Source organism: Gleimia sp. 6138-11-ORH1 (assembly GCF_024814355.1).
GTDB lineage: Bacteria > Actinomycetota > Actinomycetes > Actinomycetales > Actinomycetaceae > Gleimia.
Genome location: NZ_JANUXV010000004.1, coordinates 82,413 through 101,922, shown reverse-complemented (window position 1 = coordinate 101,922; position 19,510 = coordinate 82,413). Strand labels below are relative to the sequence as shown.

Below are 19,510 nucleotides of genomic sequence, written 5' to 3'. Positions count from 1 at the left end.
GGGTAGACTCAAAGGGTGAAAGAAAATCCCTGGGCACAAGCTGCGCCCCGCAACGCATTCGAGTTAGCCACCGGCGAATACGCGCAACTTCGCCCCGCTTACCCCTTTAGTAGCGTGCTGGCTGCTTTGCTTGGTGACACAGAGATCCCCGAGGGCGCCACCAGCACTAACTGGCAAATCAGCGACCTACAGCATGAAAAACTAGCCTCTTTAGAAGTCGCAGATATTGGTGCGGGCACCGGAATTTTCACGGCCCAAGCTGCGCCCTTGGTGAAGCAAATCGTCGCGGTTGAACCCGCGGAAGCTATGCGCATTCAATGTGAAACTCACCTAGCCCAAACCCACCCCACCCTCTCCAACTGGAGCGTAACACGCGGAAGTGGTGAAAATACCGGTTTAGAAACTGCTTCACAAGATGTTCTAGTTTTCGCCCAGTGCTGGCATTGGATGAACGTAGAAAAAACCGTGCAAGAAGCAGCTCGAGTGCTGCGCGCAGGCGGACACCTAGCGATTATTTTCAATCAGTTAGACGTGAGCGTACCCTGGGTGAAACGCCTCGCCAGGATTATGCGATCTGGAGACGTGCAAACTGCTGAGCGCCCTCCGGAACTAACTGCCAACTACCATGCGGGGCAGGGAAGCTATCCACAAGGAAAATCTGAGGAACTATTTAAAAAACCAAAACTCCACCAGGTGAAATTCCAGACTCAGTTAAGCTGTGAACAAATCATCGGATTAGCGCGAACCCGTTCCGCCTACCTGAAGGCGACACCGCAGTACCAAGCTAGAATGCAAGAGAATCTGCGCTGGTATCTATATGAGCATTTAGGTTACTCACCCACCCAGAAAGTGAGTATTCCTTATTACACTCTTACCTGGATAGCCAATAAATGAGTGAAAACTTTAAATAAGTTTGCTACAGTCATGAGTTCAGAAAACTAATTCGCCAACTACCGGAATTAGTGCAATTAAATAGGGACTAAATATGTCAAAACAGAAACTATCGATGATAGTCGTCACCGGTCTGGCACTTTTTGCCATGTACTTTGGAGCGGGAAACCTAATTTTCCCAGTAATGTTAGGTGCAGATGCGGGAGTAAACCTTCCCATCGCAATGGCCGGAATGTTCATTACCGCAGTGATTATTCCAATCCTGGCCCTGGTAGCTTTAGCCACCTCAGAAAATGGGGTTAGTGGAGTAACTGAACGGATTGGGAAAATCCCCGGACTGCTGCTTACCGTATTTATTTTCCTTGTAACCGGCGTACTTTACGCGATTCCTCGAGTCGCAGCCGTCAGCTTTGAAATGGCTGCAAAACCAATCATCGCGCAAATTTCCCCGCAAGCGGCGGAGTCAGCTTTAACTGTGCCCCTTTACATGCTGGTCTTTTTCGGCATGGCAGTTGCTTTAATGCTCCGCCCCGGTAGACTTACCGACATTATCGGTACTTGGCTTACCCCAACTTTGCTTACCCTACTGGTAATCCTTATCGTGGGGATCCTAATCTCCCAGCCTGGTAGTACCGATCCTGCAGTAGATAAATACGCTACCGCACCTTTTGAAACGGGCCTATTGCAAGGCTATTACACTATGGACGCAAACGGCTCACTATTATTCGGCGCTCTAATTTTAGGTGTGCTGCGCAGCCACGGGTACAAAACTAAGAAAGAACTGATGAGTGGCGTAGCAATGGTAGGGGTTATCGCCGGAATCGCCCTGGGGACCATCTATCTTGGTTTAGCATACGTAGGACACCACACGAACGTAGTGGGAACTGCCGACGGGCCACAGATCCTCTCTTCATCGGCAGTAGCAGTTTTTGGAGACTTCGGGCAAGTATTCTTCGGAGCGATTGTGCTGCTTGCCTGCTTAACAACGGTGGTTGGTTTACTGACCGCTTCAGTTACTTACTTCAATGAACTGCTGCCGAAAGTTCCATACTCACAGGTAATGGGAGTTCACTTGCTCATCTCATACCTACTGGCGAACGTCAGCTTAGCTTTGATTTTGAAACTGGTGCTTCCAGTAAATCTCTTACTGTATCCGATTATGATTGTGCTATTTATTGTTTCACTAATCGACGTAGTATTTTCATTAGAGTTCCAGTGGGCTTATAAGCTATCGGTCCTACTGACCGGCGTAATCTCTCTCATACACGCATCAGAAATGTTCGGCTCAAGAGCTTTCGCAACATTCTACGAAAACACTTATGGAGCGTACGTGCCGTTAGGTAACAGTCCCTTCGCCTGGATAGTTCCTGCGTTCATAGGTTTACTAATCGGAGCAGCCCTGGATCAGGCAAATAAAAAACGCCTACTTCCCGCCGGAGCGTAACACGCCGATTTAATAAATTACTTCTAACTACATAACAAATTCGCGGAGCGTAACACGCCGACTTTAATCAAAGCGGCGTGTTACGCTCCGCGAAAGTTTAGGTACAAAACTAAACAATAAAAGGAAATATACACACGCAGTAAACACAAAGCGCAGTAACGCTAAAAAGCGTTTAAAGCAATACCAAAAATGCTGTGAAAAAGAGGAACTGGCCGATAATCGGCGCCCATAATGACGCGAAAATACGTCGCAATGCAAAAGCAGGCACGGCTAAAAGCGTGCCAAACAAGAGCACCACCAAAACATTCGTGGGAGTCGCAGCCGTCAAAGAAATAGGAATCATCCAAAAGAAAGTCAGCACCGTTGAAACCAAAAGAGACCACCGCTGCCTTTTAGTAAAGCGACGTACCTCAGCCACAATCAAGCCACGCAGCAAATACTCCTGCGCCACCGCTAAAGCCGCCGCCGCGAAAGTTCCCGCTAAAACACTATCTAAACTAACCTGCAGATTAGTTAAAAAAACTAAGAAAACGATACTGATCCCAAAAACCGTGAGCATACCAACCAGCCACCACAGCCGAGAAACTCGCGGTTGAATATCAATCTCAATTAGCGGATCCGGCTCATGAGACAAAGCGGGGGCAAAAAATAAATCATCATAAGTATCTAACGGCGGAGCCACTACCGGAGCTTTACCACCTAAACGAGGAGAAACATACTCAGGTTCCTGCCAGACAACATGCTGCAACTCACGCCGATGAATCACCGCCCTCGTAATAAAAATACAAACTAAAGCCGGGATCGCCACCTGAGTTAAAGCCGCCAAAGGATCATGCAACTTTGCCAGCGCAGGCACATCGTGATCCGTTAAAGAACGAGACAAGAAAACCCCCACCATTGCAACCGTATAGGAAATGCTCACAATCGCAGTGAATTCTGCCAAAACTCTGAGCAAACCTCGAAGTTGCAAGGTGGGGATCATAGTGGGTAAATGACTTTCTGAGACTACTTAGAGGACTTAAACTTCAAGCCCAACAAAGCCAGGATAACCGCAAACAAAGCAATGAAAAGCCAGCCGGGAACTGCAGCTAAAGCCGCCGCAACGGTGCTTTCCAACTCGATTTGCTGCTCCCCGGTGAGCAAAGAGAAATTGTCTAACTGCCCACCCGAGAACATCAAAATCGCGCCCAAGACAACAAAAATATGACCGGAAATTAAGTTCATAACAGTCGTCCAGCGACCAAAGATCTGCACTGGTCGAGGGCGCAACAAAGCCTTCTGATTAACCTTCAACGAATCCCACAGTAAAGCTAACAGGACAACTGGTGTTGCCATGCCCAGACCATAGAAAACCATCAGTAACATACCATCAATAACGGATCCTCCTAAGGAACCGTAAGCCAGTACTGCACCTAAAATTGGGCCAGAACAGCCAACCCCGGCTAAAGCATAGCCTAAGCCTAAGAGGAAAACGCCCATTGCTGAAGGAACCTTATTGTTCGCAGAATCTGCAGTATCCCCAACGCCTGTTTCAGTCGCTGTTGTTTTAGAAACAGGTGTGCTGGCAGAAGTAGTTTGCGACATTAACTTAGAAGCAAACTGTGGGACGGGGAAGGTCAAGCTGAATGCTTGCATGAACCCCAGTACGATGATTACGGCACCGGCAATTAAGGAAACCGTGGCAGAATTATCGCGTAAGAAATGCCCGAAAGTACCGGCAAACGCTCCAAAAGGTAGGAGCGCTAAAATAACTCCCAACGCGAAAACCCCAGTACGGGCCAACATAACCCGAGTTGAAGAAAAAGCGTAGGCGAAGAAAGACGGCAGTAGCATTGCTGCGCAGGGCGCAAATATGGTGAGCGCCCCACCAACAAAAGCGATCAGGTACGAAACGTGCATCACTTAGCTTCAATCAGTTGCTGTTCAATGGTGTTAAAGAAGTATTCGGTTGGCTGCGCTCCGGAAACAACTGCGTCACCAACGATGAAAAATGGTGTGCCAGTTAATCCCAGGTTTTGACGCGCATGCAGAGTTTCTTCTTGCACGCCATTAACAATCTCTTCAGATTCAAAAGCCTTTTCAAAAGCGGAGAGATTTTCTACACCCGCTCTTTTAGCTAAATCTAAAATAAGTTCTTTGGTGTATTGGGGGTGCGCGCCATTAGCGGTGAGGGCGAAAGCTTCCTTAGTGAACTCCCAGAATTTTCCTTGCTGGCCGGCAGCGCGGGCTCCTTGGTGGGCAAGTTGAGAGTTGTAGTTAGGGAAGATTACCAGGTCACGAAATTCGATTCGAAGCTTACCTTCATCAACTAATTTAAGTAGTTTTTCATGGGTGTTGCTGTGGTATACACCGCACATTGGGCAAGCAAAATCTTCATATGAAACCAAAACTACGGGCGCATTCGGATCCCCGATGGCACGTGGGTCATCTGCTTTACGGTGAACTTCTGCTCGCACCAATTCCAAAATCTTCGGATCAGTGTGGCTGGGAGCGTAATCACGTCCAGGTACTAAATCAGCGTTGGCAACGGGCTTACCGTCACCTTTTGTCTCAGTCTTAGCATCTTTTTTAGCGTCCTTATTATCCGAAGCACTGTTGGAAGAATCAGTACCTGCGGAAGAACTGCTTGCCTGCTGTTTACCAAAATGTAAACCCATGTAGAAAGCGATTACTAGAACTAATACCCCGCCCACGGCGAGTAACAATGTTTGAATGCGTCGAGTTGAATCCATAAAAAGATATTTTCATAGTTTTCACCCAAATGCATTAGAAGTAGGCAGAATTTAGAGAAACTCACGTTTTTAGAAAATGGGAATAAACTGGTTAATCCTACAAATGCTGTGAAATTTGGTACGTTGCGAAATTAAAGCTAGCGTCTGGAGCAGACACAAAGTAGTCTGTTCAAAGGAAAAGATAGAAAAATAGGAAGGCACAAGTAAAGAATGTACTTGGATTTAGCCACGCAACTAGCCACAGACGTAAGTGCTCAACTAAACGCGCCGGTTATATACGACCAGAACTTGCTAACGACAGTTTCAGAAGCGTTTTTAACCGAAATGAGCCAACCAATGACAGGAAATGATTCCAATTGGTTCAGCACTTTACTGGAGTGGTTTAAAAATCCTGAGACTCTGCTACTTGCCCTTGGGAAATGGGTTCTCTTAGGCGTCGCCTTAATTGTTTTCATTGAATCTGGGGTTCTTTTTCCCGTTCTCCCCGGAGACTCCCTGGTCTTTTCCGCTGGTTTACTTCACTCGCAGCTGGGATTAAACCTCTGGGTTTTGATTCTCACTATCGTTGCCTGCGCTATGGCTGGATCCCAAGTTGGCTACTGGATCGGTGAAAAGTTCGGGCGGAAACTCTTTTCAGATGACGCCCGCTTCTTAAAAAATGAGCACCTGGTGAAGTCTGAAAACTTCTTCGCACACTACGGGGGACGTTCCCTGGTGATGGGACGTTTCGTTCCATTCGTTCGCACTTTCGTGCCAATCGCTGCTGGCATAGCAGGCTATAACCGCACCAAATTTGCGCTTTGGAATTTAGTCGGAGCCTTACTGTGGGGAGGTGGACTGACTTTAATCGGCTCTGCCTTAGGTGGGATTCCGTTTATTCACGATAACCTAAGTGCCATTATTTTCCTGATTGTTTTTGTTTCAGTACTTCCAATGTTTGTGGAATACTTCCTCCATAAACGCCGAGCTAAGCAGGCTTCTACCCCCGGAGCGTAACACGCCGAATTGATTTAACCCGTTAAGATACGCTCCGAAGAATAGGAGACGTTAGCGGAACGCCCTCGGGAAATAGGAAAAGCAAACCCAAATACTACAGAAGCGTAACTCGCCGACTCAAGTGAAATCGGCGAGTTACGCTTCTAAAAATTAAAGACGCTTCCGCAGGATCGGGAATTTAGAAGTGACGGCTATTTAAACCGGCGCAGGCGCAGCGAGTTAGAGACCACCAGCACTGAAGAACAAGCCATCGCCGCCCCCGCAATCATCGGATTAAGCAAACCTGCCACCGCCAGAGGAATCGCCGCCACGTTGTAAGCAAAAGCCCAGAAAAGATTCTGTTTAATGACCCGCAAAGTTGCTCGAGAAATCCGAATAGCCGTAGGAACACTAGCTAAATCCGCGCGGATTAAAGTAATATCGGAAGCCTCAATCGCCGTGTCCGTGCCAGACCCCATGGCGATTCCCAGCCCCTGCACGCCAGCTTGAGCCAGCGCCGCCGCATCATTCACGCCGTCACCAACCATCGCCACAACTTTACCTTCAGCTTGTAACCGAGCCACATGATCGCGTTTTTCAGCAGGTAAAACCTGCGCGAAAACTTGCGTAATCCCCACCTGGGCAGCGACTTTTTCCGCGGAAATCTGATTGTCACCAGTGAGCATAATCGGCGTGATCCCCAGCTCACGCAACTGCGTTACCGCTTGCGCGCTACTGGGCTTAATCTGGTCAGAAATCAAATAAACTCCCACAATCTGCTTAGCTGCAGCTGGCACAGTTTCCAAAATTGCCGCCGCATTTTCCCACTCATGGTGAGTGGGCGTGGATTGGTCTAAAATGCTTTCAGTTTTCTTCTCGAGGGCGGTTTGGGAGAGGATCTTTGCCCCATAACCGGCTTTTTCTACAGTTTCAGCTAACTCTTTCGCCGGGTCGGTAAACTGTGTGCTCGACAATGTAATGCGCGCTGTTTCTGTTGCCAGATTAACTTGTGCGGATACGCCGGGGAGCTTTTCGAGTTTCCTCTCTACCCGGCGCACACAAGACGCGCAGGTCATCCCCTGAACCGATAGTTCTACTACGAGTTGCGAAACATCATTTTCTGATTGTGTTGCACCAGTTTCTATAGCAGTTTGACTGCTGGTGTGCGCAGAATCTTCAGGGTGGGTATTTGCTGCTCTGCTGGGGGTGAGGTGGGAAAGTTCCGTTTGCGCAATCGCGCCGACAACTACTACGGTTGCCCCCTCTGCATATCCGGTTTGCAGACGTGGTTGCCAAGCAGTTAAATCAAAGCCGAGGTCGCCCAGGAACTTTTCGCTGCCAACAAAAACCCTTTTATTTAGGACGTTTGCTGAGGCTCCAAAACCAGCGTGGTTAAAGAAATCAGAAACGGGTGGTAAGCCAGCTGGTGGTGTACTCGGCGTGTTACGCTCCGCGGGAACTGGTTGTGTACTCGGCGTGTTACGCTCCGCGGAGAGGGAAGCGTGATGATCCACTATTGCAGTAGCGATGGGGTGAGATGACTGAGCTTCAACAGCAGCTGCCCAAGAAGTGAACTGAGAGTCAGACACACCGCCCTCGGAAAAATTAGTATCCGAAGCTGTAATGAACTCAGCGACCCGCATTTTGCCAGCGGTAATCGTCCCAGTTTTATCCAACAAAATCGTGTCAATCTGCCGCGTCGATTCCAAAATCTCCGGGCCTTTAATCACAATCCCCAGCTGAGAAGCTCGTCCCGAGCCAACCAGTAAAGCAGTGGGAGTAGCCAACCCCAAAGCGCAGGGGCAAGCAATCACCAGCACCGCCACAGCAGCAGTAAACGCAGCTTGAGTGGAAGCTCCCGCTAGCAGCCAGCCAGCCAAAGTAAGTGCAGAAATTACCAAAACAACCGGAACAAAAACTCCCGAAACTCGGTCAGCAAGGCGCTGTACCGGAGCTTTCCCTAACTGCGCGGCAGTTACCAACTCACCGATTTGCGCCAAAGTTGTCTCAGCGCCAACTTTCGTAAGGCGTACCTTTAATACCCCATCAGTGTTAATCGTCCCCCCGGTCACCGCATCCGTTTGAGAAACGAAAACTGGGAGCGGCTCACCCGTTAAAAGAGACGTATCAACTGCAGCGGAACCAGATTCCACCACCCCATCAGCTGGAATTTTCTCGCCCGGACGCACTAAAACCAAATCACCGACCGCCAGCTCTTGGGCAGGAACTTCACTTAAACTATCATCAGCTTCAATCCTTACCGCCGACTTAGCCCCTAACTCCAGCAGGGTACGTAAAGCGTCACCAGCTTGCGCGCGAGTGTAACTTTCCGCGTATCTGCCAGCCAGCAGGAAAGTTGTCACCACCGCAGCAGTTTCAAAATACAACTCGGGGTGACCAGAAGTATTCTGCGGAAGGAAAGACATATGCATCACATGCCCCCACGTGCCCGCCTCAGTGAAAAACAGTGCCCACAAAGACCAACCCATCGCAGCAATTACCCCCAGGGAAACCAGCGTATCCATCGTGAACCCACCGTGGCGGCCAGCTTGAAATGCTGCGCGGTGGAAAGGATAAGCTCCCCAAACTGCCACCGGAGTTGCCAAAACTGCAACCACCCACTGCCAGCCGGCAAACTGTAAAGCAGGAATCATTGAGATAAACATGACCGGAAAAGTAAGAATACTTGAAATAAAAAGACGATTCCGCAGCTTAACCGCACGATTCTCAGTAGAGGTACCCATAATGCTCCAATACCAGTGGAAAATAAAAGCCAACATCTCCAAAATCCCCGGAGCGTAACACGCCGAAGTGATTATCAAAATAAAGAAAACCAAAAGCTGGCTGTCTAAAAGACTGTAAACCAACTCGGCGTGTTACGCTCCGCGGAGAAACAGAAAATAACGGATAATCTCGAAAATAAGAGGCCACCCGTTTAAAAGAAATAAAGATCAGTCAGCCGAAACAGAAACCAGTTCATAACCGGCCTCGTCAACTGCGTTAGCAAAAGCAGCTTCACTTACTTCAGCAGAAGTAGTTACCGAAGCAACAGAAACTGCTTCTTTACCAGCATTTAAAGCTACCTCCACAGCAGAAACCTCAGGAATTTCTTGCAATTCTTCAGTTACTGAAGCAACGCAGTGCCCACAGGTAAGCCCCTTAACTTCAATCTTGTAAGTACTCATAATGATTTCCTTTCTTAGTAAATGTAAATGGAGAAAACTCAAACTATTCGCTAGCTAATGGCTGCGGATCCTTTTGATGTCCCTGTGTGAAAACTACCAGTAACGCACCAATAAAAGTAGTAAGCGGAATAGAAATAATCAAACCAATCGAAGCGATTAGCGTACGTACAATCTCTTCTGCTATCTCTGCAGTTACCGCGATCTCTAAAAGCGGACGATTAACCATCAGAGCTAAAAGCAAAGCAGGAAGCGCCGTTCCTGCATAAGCGAACGCCAAAGTATAAACAGTTGAGGCAATATGATCGCGTCCTACACGCATAGCGTGAGAGAATAACTTAGTTTTCCCCATTAGAGGATTAGCTGCGTGCAATTCCCACACGGTGGATGCTTGTGTAATCGTGACATCATTTAAAGCCCCTAAAGCGGCAATCACAATCCCGCAAATAAGTAATGACTGTAGAGAAACCTCTGGGAGGAATCCAAAAATTAAACGAGACTCTTCAGTTGATCCACCCGAAAGATGAACGGCATCAACCTGCCAAAAGGCAAGGAAAACGGTTAAAGCCATTCCCCCGAAAGTTCCTAATAATGCGGTGGTTGTCCGAATGGAAATCCCATGCGCAAAGTAAACAGAAGCAAATAGCATTGCCGAAACGCCGCTTAAAGTCACCAGGAGGGCAGACTTACCTTCCATTAAAGCTGGCATCACAAAATAAACGAGAATCAAAATCGACGCAGTTAAACCAGCAATCGCAGCTAAACCACGAAGCCGAGCTACTACAACCACTAAGATCAGGTAAATACCAAAAAGAATCAACAGTGGGCTGGTGCGTTCCATATCCCAAAAAACATGGATAACTCCTTGTGTCCCCCCAGTTTCTGTGCGTAAAACGGTGATGGTGTCTCCCACTGAAATGGCTGAAAATTTCTCTGGGGCAACCTGTAGCTGTACTTCTAAACCATTAGATGGTCCTTCTAAAATCTGCGCACAAAGAGCAGAAGGAACTAAACGATCAGAGTTTGGGATCGTTGTGTACCCGGGTAAAGTGGGCTGCTCTGTGGAAGGATTACCGGCTGAATCTAACTGACAATTATCCACATCTAAGCTAGTTACTTTAGCTTTGGTAACTGTAGTTCCTTCCGAAAAGGGAGGAATACTGCCAACTGGAGAATTCTCGCTGGAGGGCCACAGCCAAACCATGCCAATCAACGTGAGTACCGCTAGCGGAACTACCAGGGCAGTCAAAATAACTCGGATCCGCCGAAGGTGCTGTTGCGGAAGGTCGATTGCGCCATGCTGGTGTGAATGCGTCATGCATACAACTTTAGCAATAACTGTATTTTCTGTGCCCTTTGAAAAGAAGAAAAGTTAGCGGAACCTGTCGAAAATCCCAGTGCAAAAGAACCAAGTTTAACTTCAGTCGTAAACTCGGCGTGTTACGCTCCGAAAAAGTTACCTTGGTACGGGAAGAGTTTGCTGGAAAGTTACCTTGGCAAGAAGCGCAGCCCGCAAAGGAAAAGAAAGCTGGGGAGAAAACATTAAGGGCACAGGGCATACAGTAAATAAGGTTGCCTCACATACATAAATACAGCGAGGGCGGAGTAAACCCTTTCCAAAACCGCGAGCGTAACACGCCGAATTGATTTTGACCGCCCTCGGAAAAATTGCGAACCCAACGCAACTAACCTGGCCAAATGTCCCGTTCTTATTGCCGCAAAATCCACTACAATAGAACCATACGGGTCAAAACGGAACCCAAAGAAAATCCGCATTTGAGAGGAATCCTCATGACTTACAAGCTGGTACTGTTACGTCACGGACAATCCGAATGGAACGCTCTAAACCTATTCACCGGTTGGGTAGACGTTCCACTTTCTGATCTGGGACGAGAAGAAGCAACCCACGGTGGTGAACTTCTGAAGAAGGAAGGCATCCTGCCTGAAGTTCTCTTCACCTCCATGTTGCGCCGTGCGATTATGACCGCAAACCTAGCATTGGATGCTTGCGACCGACACTGGATTCCAGTTCACCGCGACTGGCGTCTAAACGAACGTCACTACGGTGCGTTGCAAGGAAAAGATAAGAAAGAAATCCGCGACCAGTACGGAGACGAACAGTTCATGCTCTGGCGCCGTTCCTACGACGTGCCACCACCAGCAATCGAGCTTGGTTCCGAATTCTCCCAAGACGCCGATCCTCGTTACGCAGGCGAACCAATCCCTGCAACTGAATGCCTCAAAGACGTGTTGGCTCGTATGCTTCCCTACTGGGAAGAAACCATTGTTCCAGTTATTAAGAGCGGCAAAACCGTTATGATTGCTGCGCACGGTAACTCTTTACGGGCGATTGTAAAGCACTTGGATGGTATCTCAGACGATGACATTGTGGGTGTTAATATTCCCACCGGTATCCCATTGCTTTACGAACTGGACGAAAACCTGGTGCCAATCAAGAAGGGCGGCACATACCTAGATCCAGATGCGCAGGCAAAGATCGACGCCGTAGCTAATCAGGGTAAATAAAATCTGGTAGTTAAACTGTAAATATCTTGTCGGTGGGGCACTCGTTTTGAGTGCCCCACCGATCTATTTCAAACACTTATAGAGGACAGATTGTCCGGGCAAGATTTTAGGTAGCGATAGTTTATCGCGGAGCGTAACTCGCCGAAGAAAATGAATCCGGCGAGTTACGCTTCGCGTAAACAGTAATGCGAATATGGGGCAACTGATAAACTGAAGAAGGTCATGTCAAATGTCAGGAGGTCATCATGACCTTACGAGTTGGTGAAACAATTGTTTATCCGCACCATGGCGCTGCAAGGATTGAAGCGATTGACGTTCGTGAGTTCAAGGGAGAAAAACGGACTTATTTAACTTTACGAGTTCTCCAAGGGGATCTCACGATTCAAGTACCCGCTGAAAATGTTGATTTAGTCGGCGCTCGAGATGTTGTTGATGAGACTGGGTTTCAAGCGGTTGTCGATATCTTACACGAAGAAACTGATGACGAACCGGCAGTGTGGTCGCGCCGTTATAAGCAAAATCAAGAGAAGATAGCTTCGGGGGATATTAAAAGTATTGCTGAGGTGGTGCGGGATTTGACTCGTCGCGAAGCGTCTCGCGGTTTATCCGCAGGTGAAAAACGAATGCTTGTTAAAGCTCGGCAGATTCTGGCTTCTGAAGTGGTGCTTGCAAAAGGTGTTGATCATGCGCAAGCAGAAATCTGTTTAGATGAGATTTTAGAAAATCCACACTCTGGTATGCCAGCATCAGAAAGTGACAAATAGGTGTTCGTGAAAAATATCTTTGCGGTAGTTACAGCAGCGGGTTCAGGAAGCAGATTAGGTTATTCACAGCCCAAAGCCCTGGTTTGTTTGAATGGAATTAGCCTAGTTGAACGAGCGGTTAAAACTTTCACACAGCACCCGCAGGTGGCAGGGGTGGTAGTTACCGCTCCGGCTGACAGGGAGATTTTTTCTCAGTTTGAAAAGATTTTCGAGGGCGCCCCCCAAGTGCTGGTAGTAAAGGGTGGTCCCTCCAGACAAGCGAGTGTATACCAAGGTTTACTTGGGATAGAAAAACTAGCCGAAAAACTAGCCATCACAAAAGTTATCCCCCAAGCAAAAGTACTAATTCACGATGCGGCACGCTGCCTCATGCCAACTGAAGTAATCGATCGAATAAGCGACAAGTTAGAGGAAGTAAACGCGGTAATCCCCGTTCTTCCCGTAGTGGATACGCTCACTAAAGTTGTGAATCAAACAGGCGAATGGGCAGGGGAAACTCCAGACCGTTCCACTTTGCGTGCCGTACAAACTCCTCAGGGATTCAAATACCAAACTATCCTAAGGGCACACCAAAAAGCGCAGGCAAACCAAACAGGCGAATTCACTGACGATGCTTCACTAATGCAACTAGTAAATGAACCAGTGGCACTGGTAGCCGGCAGTGAATTTAGTTTAAAAATTACTACTCCTTTTGATCTGGAAATTGCTCGAAGTCTAGTCACTCTTAACCCTTCCAGCGGATAGGAAAGTTACAGAAACCGCCCTCGGGAAGAAACGACAACTATCCGGCGAGAAAATGTCGAAACTAGGCGGAAAGTTTTTCATAACGGCTTTTAATAACCGGTAAAAGACGTTTGTTAGGTAAATTTAGAAAAGCATTGTCATTGAAAAGTTGAAGGACAAATGATGAGTGCAGTAATAAATACTGACAAAAATTCTCAGAAGGAACCGAAAAAAGGCAAACTCCTGAATAAAACCATTCTCTCGTGGGCAATCTGGGACTGGGGATCTGCCGCATTCAACGCGGTAGCAACCACTTTCGTGTTCTCCACCTACCTGGTTTCAAGCCTTTTCGGAGATCCCTCAGAATCCTCTATTAAACTCTCCTGGGGTTTAACCATCGCAGGTATCATCATTGCTCTCACCGCTCCAATCAGTGGACAACGCGCAGACAGGAAAGGCAAAGGCACTTTCTGGCTGGGAGCGAATTCCCTCGTGGTTTTCGCAGCCTTATTGGGAATGTTCTTTGTCCGCCCCGGCTCAACTTTTGGAATGCAAGGCGCTCTTTGGCTGGGGATTATTCTGCTCTCAGCTGGAAATATCTTCTTCGAGTTTGCCTCGGTAAACTACAACGCTATGCTTGGACGCATCTCCACCCCTGAAAATATGGGGCGAGTATCCGGTATCGGCTGGGCTGCAGGCTACCTGGGGGGCATCGTTCTGCTTTTCCTTCTGCTAATCCTTTTCCTAGGAGATAATCCGCTTTTCCCATTCCCCAAAGATGACGGAATGCACGTGCGAGCCGCCATGGTGATTGCCGCTTTCTGGTTTGGGCTCTCTGCGCTACCAGTAATTTTCGCGATACCGGGACGTAAACTTGAAGGGCATGAGGAGGAGGCTCCAGAAACTATCGTCGAATCCTACCGTCACCTTGTAAAAACCGTAAAACGGCTTTATAAAGAAGCCCCCCATACCCTATTTTTCCTTTTCGCTTCCGCGATTTTCCGTGACGGACTGGCGGGAGTTTTCACCTACGGGGCGATCTTAGCTAAAGTAACCTTTGCGTTTTCTGACTCAGAAATTATTCTTTTCGCCGTAGCGTCTAATGTTGTAGCAGCAGCAGTTACGATTATCTTCGGATGGGTAGATGACGGGATTGGCCCGAAGAAAACCATCATGATTTCTTTATTCGTAATGATCTGCATGGGACTAATCGTTTTCTTCTTCCACAGTGAAGGAAAAACAGTTTTCTGGATAGCAGGCTTAACTTTGGCAGGATTCGTAGGACCCGCCCAATCCGCTTCCAGATCATTCCTCGGCAGAGTTATTCCCGAAGGCAGAGAAGGAGAAGTCTTCGGATTATATGCCACCACTGGGCGCGCAGTTTCCTTCCTAGCTCCCGCAATGTACGGTCTTTTCGTAACTATCGGATTAAACTACGTAAGCCCCGGGCAACAGTCCGCACATTTTGGCATCTTAGGAATTATTTCAATCCTGCTAGTGGGGATGCTCATGCTTATTCCCGTCAAAGAAAAACACGCTCACCTAAACTCCTTTGACGGTAAATAAAAGCTAACGATAACCGCAAAACTACCAACCTTAAAAGAGGGGATTACCAGTCGCAAACTGCGTCAGGTAATCCCCTCTTAATTTTCGGAGCGTAACACGCCGAAGAAAATCTTCTCGGCGTGTTACGCTCCGCGAAGGAGAGTTTAGTTAGCGAGCTAATAAGGCAGTAGCAATCCCCAGCAACCCTTCACCGCGACCAGCAAACCCCAGATGATCAGTCGTTGAAGCACCAAAGTTAACGGGCGCGCCAATAATCTCTGTTAAACGCTGTTGGGCTTCCACACGTCGAGCACCAATTCGCGGACGGTTTCCGATTACCTGCACTGAAACTGAAAGGACTTTCCAACCGTCCTCGGAAATGATTCGTAAAGTTTCTTTCAGTAAAGCTTCTCCCGAAGCCCCCGCCCACTCGGGGCGGGAAGTCCCAAAATGTGTGCCTAAATCACCCAGGCCAGCAGCAGCAAATAAGGCATCACAACAGGCGTGCGCCACCACGTCAGCGTCAGAGTGTCCCTCTAAACCAACTTCATTTGGCCATTGTAAGCAGGCCAACCACATTTCTTTGCCAGAATCGGCAGCAGCAAAAGCGTGAACATCGGTACCAATGCCCGTGCGTAGTTCAGGAAAAGTAGTCATAACAAGATTTTATGACACGATATGCCGAAAAAGTACTGGAGCAAGTCCCCACCTTACCTAAACCCGCGAGCGTAACACGCCGAATATACTGTAAACGGCGTGTTACGCTCCGCAGATAGTGACTATAGTGAGGAGTGCAGTTAAATGAACTCGGCGTGTTACGCTCCGCGAAAGAGAGTTAGGGAACGGGAAAACAGCTACAAGAAACCTCGCAGAGGTAGAACTTCACGCTAAAAATCAGCTAACCTGGAAGAGTGAACCTCCATCTATATAATTCAGCTACTCGCACTGTCGAACCTTTAAAACCAGTTAAACCAGGACACGTGGGAATATACCTCTGCGGTGCAACTGTACAAGGCAGTCCCCACATTGGACATATGCGTTCAGCAGTAGCTTTTGACACATTAATCCGTTGGTTAAAATACAACGGGATAGAGGTCACCTACATTCGCAATATCACCGATATCGACGACAAAATTTTACGCAAATCAGCCGAAGCGAACCAGCCGTGGTGGGCATGGGCAGCGAAATTTGAACGCGAGTTCGCCGCCGCATACGAAGCATTGGGTCTGCTCCCACCCACTTTTGAACCTCGCGCAACCGCGCACATAACCGACCAACTACACCTGATCGAACGCCTCATGGAACGCGGCCACGCCTACGCAGATGGGCAAGGTAACGTTTATTTTGATGTGCATTCTCTGGACGACTACGGTTCTTTAACTCGTCAAGAACTAGCAAATATGCGCACCACTGAAGACGAATCGCAAATCGACGCAGCAACCGAAGCTGGGAAGAAAGACCCCCGAGATTTTGCGCTTTGGAAAGCGTGGAAACCCACTGAACCGACTACCGCAGCGTGGGAATCCCCCTGGGGGAAAGGACGTCCCGGCTGGCATTTAGAATGTTCCGCCATGTCAGAACGCTACCTGGGGGAGACATTCGATATCCACGGTGGGGGGATTGACCTGCGCTTCCCACACCACGAAAATGAACAGGCACAATCCCACGGCGCAGGCTGGGGCTTCGCCCAAATGTGGGTGCATAATGCGTGGGTCACCTTAAAAGGTGAAAAAATGTCTAAATCTTTAGGTAACTCGCTGCTAGTTGCCGATATTTTAGAAACCGTGCCCGCCCCAGTCCTCAGATTCGCGTTGGGAACAGTGCACCACAGGTCCACCGTGGAATACGGCGAAGAAACTATTGCAGCTGCCCAAGCTACCTGGGAACGTTTCGCTGGTTTTGTTACCCGAGCCACGCAGTTGGCGCAGCAACAGCAGCTTCCTGAGATTCCCGAGGACGCCCTTGCAAGCCATCCATTACCTGAAGCATTTTGCCAGGCAATGGATGATGATCTAAACGTTGCAGGTGCTTTAGCTGTCATCTACGAGCATTTAAAAGCCGGAAATTCAGCTATTTCTGCGTCGGATTTTGAACGTATGTACCAAGCACTTTGGGATGTCCGCGCTATGTTAGCGATCTTAGGGTTGGATCCTGGTTCTGCTCAGTGGGCTCCTTTCGTATTTGGAAATATGCAAGGCGAAGGGCAAATGCAACAGGCTTTAGATCATTTAGTAACCGCAGTGATAGCTGAACGCGCTCAAGCCCGCGCTGAAAAAGATTGGGCTAAAGCCGATGATTTAAGAGATCGTTTAACGGCTGCGGGGATTATAGTTGAAGATTCCCCCGAAGGGGCTCGCTGGCATTTAGCGTGATCCTTTAAACCCTGAGCTTTACGGAGAGGTCAGAGGGCGCCCTCGGACTATATTTTATGTAAGTGAACCGGTGGGCGCTTTGCCAACTTGCGGCAGATATTTTCCAGCAAATGCCGATCCCAACATTCGTCCGCGCTGAAACGAATGATTCTATAGCCCAGTGATTTTATGAGGCGCTCGCGGGAACGTTGGCGGACTAGCTCTGGATCCGCGCGGCGTTTAATCTCTCCATCAGCTTCAACTACAACTTTTAACCGCGGAAGTAACCCGTCTGTGTAGAAAGTTGTGTGTGGCAGAGGGATCGGTGCTTGGGTTTTATAAGTGCGGTATTTAAGCTGGCGGATGGCAACTTCGATTACAGATTCTAAAGGCGATTCACTCAGAGGGTTTAGCAGTCTGATTCTGCGTAGCACGCGCTGCTGGTAGTAGCTACTAATATATTTACGGGTGAGGGCTTCAAAATACGTTAAATATCGTTGGGTGAGTAACTGTTGTGCCTGACTATTTTCGCGACTTGCTCCCACTAGTTTCCGCAAGATAGCGTTTGCTGTTACCAGCGCGTTATATGGGTTTTTCAGAAGTAGGAAATCTAGAAGTAGCCATTCCAAACGTAAAATGGGTTGCTTGTCGATTACGGTTACTGCTTCGGGTGGAAAGTTACGAAAATATCTTCGTACCGTAATACCATTTCCGAACTTGTCGCGCCCTACTTTAGTTTTGCTGAAGGTTCTTTGCTTAAAGTATAAGACGTTGATTTCTTGGGGAAGATTCCAGCTGGGAAGCTCATACAGGAGACTCGCCGGGTAGAGGGTGAGAGCTACCGTAGAGCGGGTGCGGTGCATGACTTCTTTAGTGTGTTGCAGTATTTTACTGGGAGCGTGAACTAAAGAGGGTTGGTGGGAAAGACGCGGATTTTCTGCACATGAGGGGGCCGGGTTTTGCGTGGCGGAAGTTGAGCGATTTAAAGCGTGGGTTTTCATAAACTAAAAATTGCAAGCTTACTCTGGTGTAGGCTACCGCTGCAGAGTTTTTCTGTGGAAAAACAGGAGTTTCCTTTAGCTGGGGACAGGGTTTTTCCGGCTGGTGATTCTCTTTCGCGGAGCGTAACACGCCGACTTGGTGTTTTGAAGGCAATTTAACGTGTTTAAAGCGTAACTCGCCGAGTCGATCGACTACGGCGAGTTACGCTTTAGGTGATGAAAATAATTTAAGCTCTTAGGGCTTCTGCACGTTTGGAAGCGACCTCGTAAAGAGTGATGCCGGTAGCAACCGCGGCGTTTAAAGATTCCATTTTTGCAGAAATTGGAATGGAAACAATCTGGTCACAAGTCTCACGAACCAGGCGCGAGAGGCCCTTACCTTCCGCTCCGGTGACGATTACCAGTGGGGCAGTAGCCAGTTCTAATGACCGTAGGGAAACGTCCCCGTTTCCATCTAGGCCAACGATGAAACAGCCTGCTTCCTTTAACTCTTTGAGGGCGCGCACCAGGTTGGTTTCTTTAGCTACAGGCACCTGGGCGGCAGCTCCGGCAGAGACTTTCCAAACGGTGGCATTAACCGAAGCGGAGCGCCGTTCAGAGATGAGTACGCCGGTGGCACCAAAAGCCGCGCCAGAGCGCATTACCGCACCTAAATTATGTGGGTCAGTTACTTGATCGAGGGCGACAATCAGCGGAATTTCATGGTTTTCAGCGGCGCGATCTAAGAGGTCTTGCGCGCAATAGTATTCGTAACCTGGAACTTCGATGCCTACTGATTGGTGGGCAGCTTCTCCGGAAGCGTTTTCTAAGTCTAGTTTAGAAACTTCAAGAATTGGGGCGCCCAGGGCAGTTGCCGTGCGGATAACTTTGCCGATTCGTTCATCTAATGCGTTTCCGGCAAGGAATACGCGGACAATTTCTATGCCGGCATCGACTGCTTCAAATACGGCGTTGCGTCCGACGATAAGTTCGTTTCCGGCGGAGATTTTAATGGAAGTGCGGTTGCGGTATGCGTCTGCTTGGGCTTTCTTTTTTTCGGCTATTTCTTTTGCGACTTTGCGTTTGTGGGCTACGTGGTAGACGCGGTCTTCAGCTTTGGGAGTGGGGCCTTTGGGACGCAGGGCTCGACGGGAGTGTCCGCCGGTGCCTTTTAGGGGTCCTTTTTTTCTTTTGGGAGTGGGGCGTCGCGCGCCGTCATTTCCAGCCATTTTATGATCTTCCTAATTTGCGTTTAAAAATCGATTCTAGCTTCATTTTACCGTTCTGTTTGCTTCTTCTTGTCTGCAAGGCTACGTTTGCAAGGTTTCTCACCGTCTGGGTTGGATAAATTTTCCAGTGGGGAGGGGGTCACTTGGGTGGTGGCGGCAGAGTTTTCT

At 48.5% G+C, this 19,510-nt stretch carries 17 protein-coding genes; 8 read left to right on the top strand and 9 right to left on the bottom strand.

Annotated elements, in window-relative coordinates; all coding sequences use genetic code 11:
* The first annotated feature begins 15 nt into the window (after nt 1-15).
* Both NXS08_RS06115 and brnQ read left to right on the top strand, forming a co-directional pair.
* Nucleotides 16-894: a class I SAM-dependent methyltransferase gene (locus NXS08_RS06115; protein WP_259138503.1), complete on the top strand. Its 879-nt coding sequence runs from the start codon at nt 16-18 to the stop codon at nt 892-894.
* A gap of 91 nt (nt 895-985) precedes the next feature.
* Nucleotides 986-2,335: a branched-chain amino acid transport system II carrier protein gene (brnQ, locus tag NXS08_RS06110; protein WP_259138501.1), complete on the top strand. Its 1,350-nt coding sequence runs from the start codon at nt 986-988 to the stop codon at nt 2,333-2,335.
* Between the two features lie 172 nt (nt 2,336-2,507).
* Here the strand turns inward: brnQ and NXS08_RS06105 are convergent, their stop codons facing one another.
* The 3 genes from NXS08_RS06105 to NXS08_RS06095 all read right to left on the bottom strand — a co-directional run bounded on the left by NXS08_RS06105 (nt 2,508) and on the right by NXS08_RS06095 (nt 5,067).
* A complete protein-coding gene (locus NXS08_RS06105) occupies nt 2,508-3,278 on the bottom strand; it encodes a hypothetical protein (protein ID WP_259138498.1) in 771 nt (256 codons plus the stop codon).
* 62 nt (nt 3,279-3,340) lie between these two features.
* Nucleotides 3,341-4,234 carry a cytochrome c biogenesis CcdA family protein gene (locus NXS08_RS06100; protein ID WP_259138559.1) on the bottom strand — a complete coding sequence of 298 codons (894 nt, stop codon included), beginning with the start codon at nt 4,232-4,234 and terminating at the stop codon, nt 3,341-3,343.
* The gene (locus NXS08_RS06095) at nt 4,234-5,067 is read right to left on the bottom strand and encodes a DsbA family protein (RefSeq protein WP_259138496.1); all 834 of its coding nucleotides are present in this window, start codon (nt 5,065-5,067) and stop codon (nt 4,234-4,236) included. Before NXS08_RS06095 ends, NXS08_RS06100 begins: the two co-directional genes overlap by 1 nt.
* A gap of 336 nt (nt 5,068-5,403) precedes the next feature.
* Here NXS08_RS06095 and NXS08_RS06090 point away from each other — a divergent pair, with 336 nt between their 5' ends.
* Nucleotides 5,404-6,063, top strand: a complete 660-nt coding sequence (locus NXS08_RS06090; RefSeq protein WP_259138557.1) for a DedA family protein — start codon at nt 5,404-5,406, stop codon at nt 6,061-6,063.
* Between the two features lie 191 nt (nt 6,064-6,254).
* Here NXS08_RS06090 and NXS08_RS06085 read toward each other — a convergent pair whose 3' ends face one another.
* The 3 genes from NXS08_RS06085 to NXS08_RS06075 all read right to left on the bottom strand — a co-directional run bounded on the left by NXS08_RS06085 (nt 6,255) and on the right by NXS08_RS06075 (nt 10,542).
* Nucleotides 6,255-8,708, bottom strand: coding sequence for a heavy metal translocating P-type ATPase (locus NXS08_RS06085; RefSeq protein ID WP_259138493.1), 2,454 nt, complete (start codon nt 8,706-8,708; stop codon nt 6,255-6,257).
* A gap of 285 nt (nt 8,709-8,993) precedes the next feature.
* Nucleotides 8,994-9,227, bottom strand: a complete 234-nt coding sequence (locus NXS08_RS06080) for a heavy-metal-associated domain-containing protein (protein ID WP_259138490.1) — start codon at nt 9,225-9,227, stop codon at nt 8,994-8,996.
* Between the two features lie 43 nt (nt 9,228-9,270).
* On the bottom strand, nt 9,271-10,542 hold the full coding sequence (locus NXS08_RS06075) for a YibE/F family protein (RefSeq protein WP_259138488.1): 1,272 nt from the start codon (nt 10,540-10,542) through the stop codon (nt 9,271-9,273).
* 473 nt (nt 10,543-11,015) lie between these two features.
* Here NXS08_RS06075 and NXS08_RS06070 point away from each other — a divergent pair, with 473 nt between their 5' ends.
* From NXS08_RS06070 to NXS08_RS06055, 4 genes are all read left to right on the top strand, one after another.
* On the top strand, nt 11,016-11,750 hold the full coding sequence (locus NXS08_RS06070) for a phosphoglyceromutase (protein WP_259138485.1): 735 nt from the start codon (nt 11,016-11,018) through the stop codon (nt 11,748-11,750).
* A 245-nt stretch (nt 11,751-11,995) separates the two neighbouring features.
* On the top strand, nt 11,996-12,514 hold the full coding sequence (locus NXS08_RS06065; protein ID WP_259138483.1) for a CarD family transcriptional regulator: 519 nt from the start codon (nt 11,996-11,998) through the stop codon (nt 12,512-12,514).
* A gap of 6 nt (nt 12,515-12,520) precedes the next feature.
* Nucleotides 12,521-13,258, top strand: a complete 738-nt coding sequence (gene ispD / locus NXS08_RS06060; RefSeq protein ID WP_259138481.1) for a 2-C-methyl-D-erythritol 4-phosphate cytidylyltransferase — start codon at nt 12,521-12,523, stop codon at nt 13,256-13,258.
* Nucleotides 13,259-13,420: 162 nt separating this feature from the next.
* On the top strand, nt 13,421-14,803 hold the full coding sequence (locus tag NXS08_RS06055; RefSeq protein WP_259138479.1) for an MFS transporter: 1,383 nt from the start codon (nt 13,421-13,423) through the stop codon (nt 14,801-14,803).
* A 147-nt stretch (nt 14,804-14,950) separates the two neighbouring features.
* Here NXS08_RS06055 and ispF read toward each other — a convergent pair whose 3' ends face one another.
* Entirely contained in the window at nt 14,951-15,439 is a 489-nt protein-coding gene (gene ispF, locus NXS08_RS06050; protein WP_259138477.1) for a 2-C-methyl-D-erythritol 2,4-cyclodiphosphate synthase, read from the bottom strand.
* 254 nt (nt 15,440-15,693) lie between these two features.
* On the opposite strand from ispF, the gene cysS reads away from it, so the two are divergent.
* Nucleotides 15,694-17,154 carry a cysteine--tRNA ligase gene (gene cysS, locus NXS08_RS06045; RefSeq protein ID WP_259138475.1) on the top strand — a complete coding sequence of 487 codons (1,461 nt, stop codon included), beginning with the start codon at nt 15,694-15,696 and terminating at the stop codon, nt 17,152-17,154.
* Between the two features lie 47 nt (nt 17,155-17,201).
* Here the strand turns inward: cysS and NXS08_RS06040 are convergent, their stop codons facing one another.
* On the bottom strand, nt 17,202-18,134 hold the full coding sequence (locus tag NXS08_RS06040; protein ID WP_259138474.1) for an endonuclease domain-containing protein: 933 nt from the start codon (nt 18,132-18,134) through the stop codon (nt 17,202-17,204).
* A gap of 227 nt (nt 18,135-18,361) precedes the next feature.
* On the bottom strand, nt 18,362-19,342 hold the full coding sequence (rlmB, locus tag NXS08_RS06035) for a 23S rRNA (guanosine(2251)-2'-O)-methyltransferase RlmB (RefSeq protein ID WP_259138473.1): 981 nt from the start codon (nt 19,340-19,342) through the stop codon (nt 18,362-18,364).
* Between the last annotated feature and the right edge of the window lie 168 nt (nt 19,343-19,510).

Coding starts and splice junctions, on each gene's coding strand:
- brnQ (WP_259138501.1), top strand. CDS start 986: ATGTCAAAACAGAAACTATCGATGATAGTCGTCACCGGTCTGGCACTT.
- NXS08_RS06095 (WP_259138496.1), bottom strand. CDS start 5,067: ATGGATTCAACTCGACGCATTCAAACATTGTTACTCGCCGTGGGCGGG.
- NXS08_RS06070 (WP_259138485.1), top strand. CDS start 11,016: ATGACTTACAAGCTGGTACTGTTACGTCACGGACAATCCGAATGGAAC.
- NXS08_RS06065 (WP_259138483.1), top strand. CDS start 11,996: ATGACCTTACGAGTTGGTGAAACAATTGTTTATCCGCACCATGGCGCT.
- NXS08_RS06080 (WP_259138490.1), bottom strand. CDS start 9,227: ATGAGTACTTACAAGATTGAAGTTAAGGGGCTTACCTGTGGGCACTGC.
- NXS08_RS06090 (WP_259138557.1), top strand. CDS start 5,404: ATGACAGGAAATGATTCCAATTGGTTCAGCACTTTACTGGAGTGGTTT.
- NXS08_RS06100 (WP_259138559.1), bottom strand. CDS start 4,234: ATGCACGTTTCGTACCTGATCGCTTTTGTTGGTGGGGCGCTCACCATA.
- NXS08_RS06075 (WP_259138488.1), bottom strand. CDS start 10,542: ATGACGCATTCACACCAGCATGGCGCAATCGACCTTCCGCAACAGCAC.
- NXS08_RS06040 (WP_259138474.1), bottom strand. CDS start 18,134: ATGAAAACCCACGCTTTAAATCGCTCAACTTCCGCCACGCAAAACCCG.
- NXS08_RS06055 (WP_259138479.1), top strand. CDS start 13,421: ATGAGTGCAGTAATAAATACTGACAAAAATTCTCAGAAGGAACCGAAA.
- rlmB (WP_259138473.1), bottom strand. CDS start 19,342: ATGGCTGGAAATGACGGCGCGCGACGCCCCACTCCCAAAAGAAAAAAA.
- NXS08_RS06085 (WP_259138493.1), bottom strand. CDS start 8,708: ATGTTTATCTCAATGATTCCTGCTTTACAGTTTGCCGGCTGGCAGTGG.
- ispF (WP_259138477.1), bottom strand. CDS start 15,439: ATGACTACTTTTCCTGAACTACGCACGGGCATTGGTACCGATGTTCAC.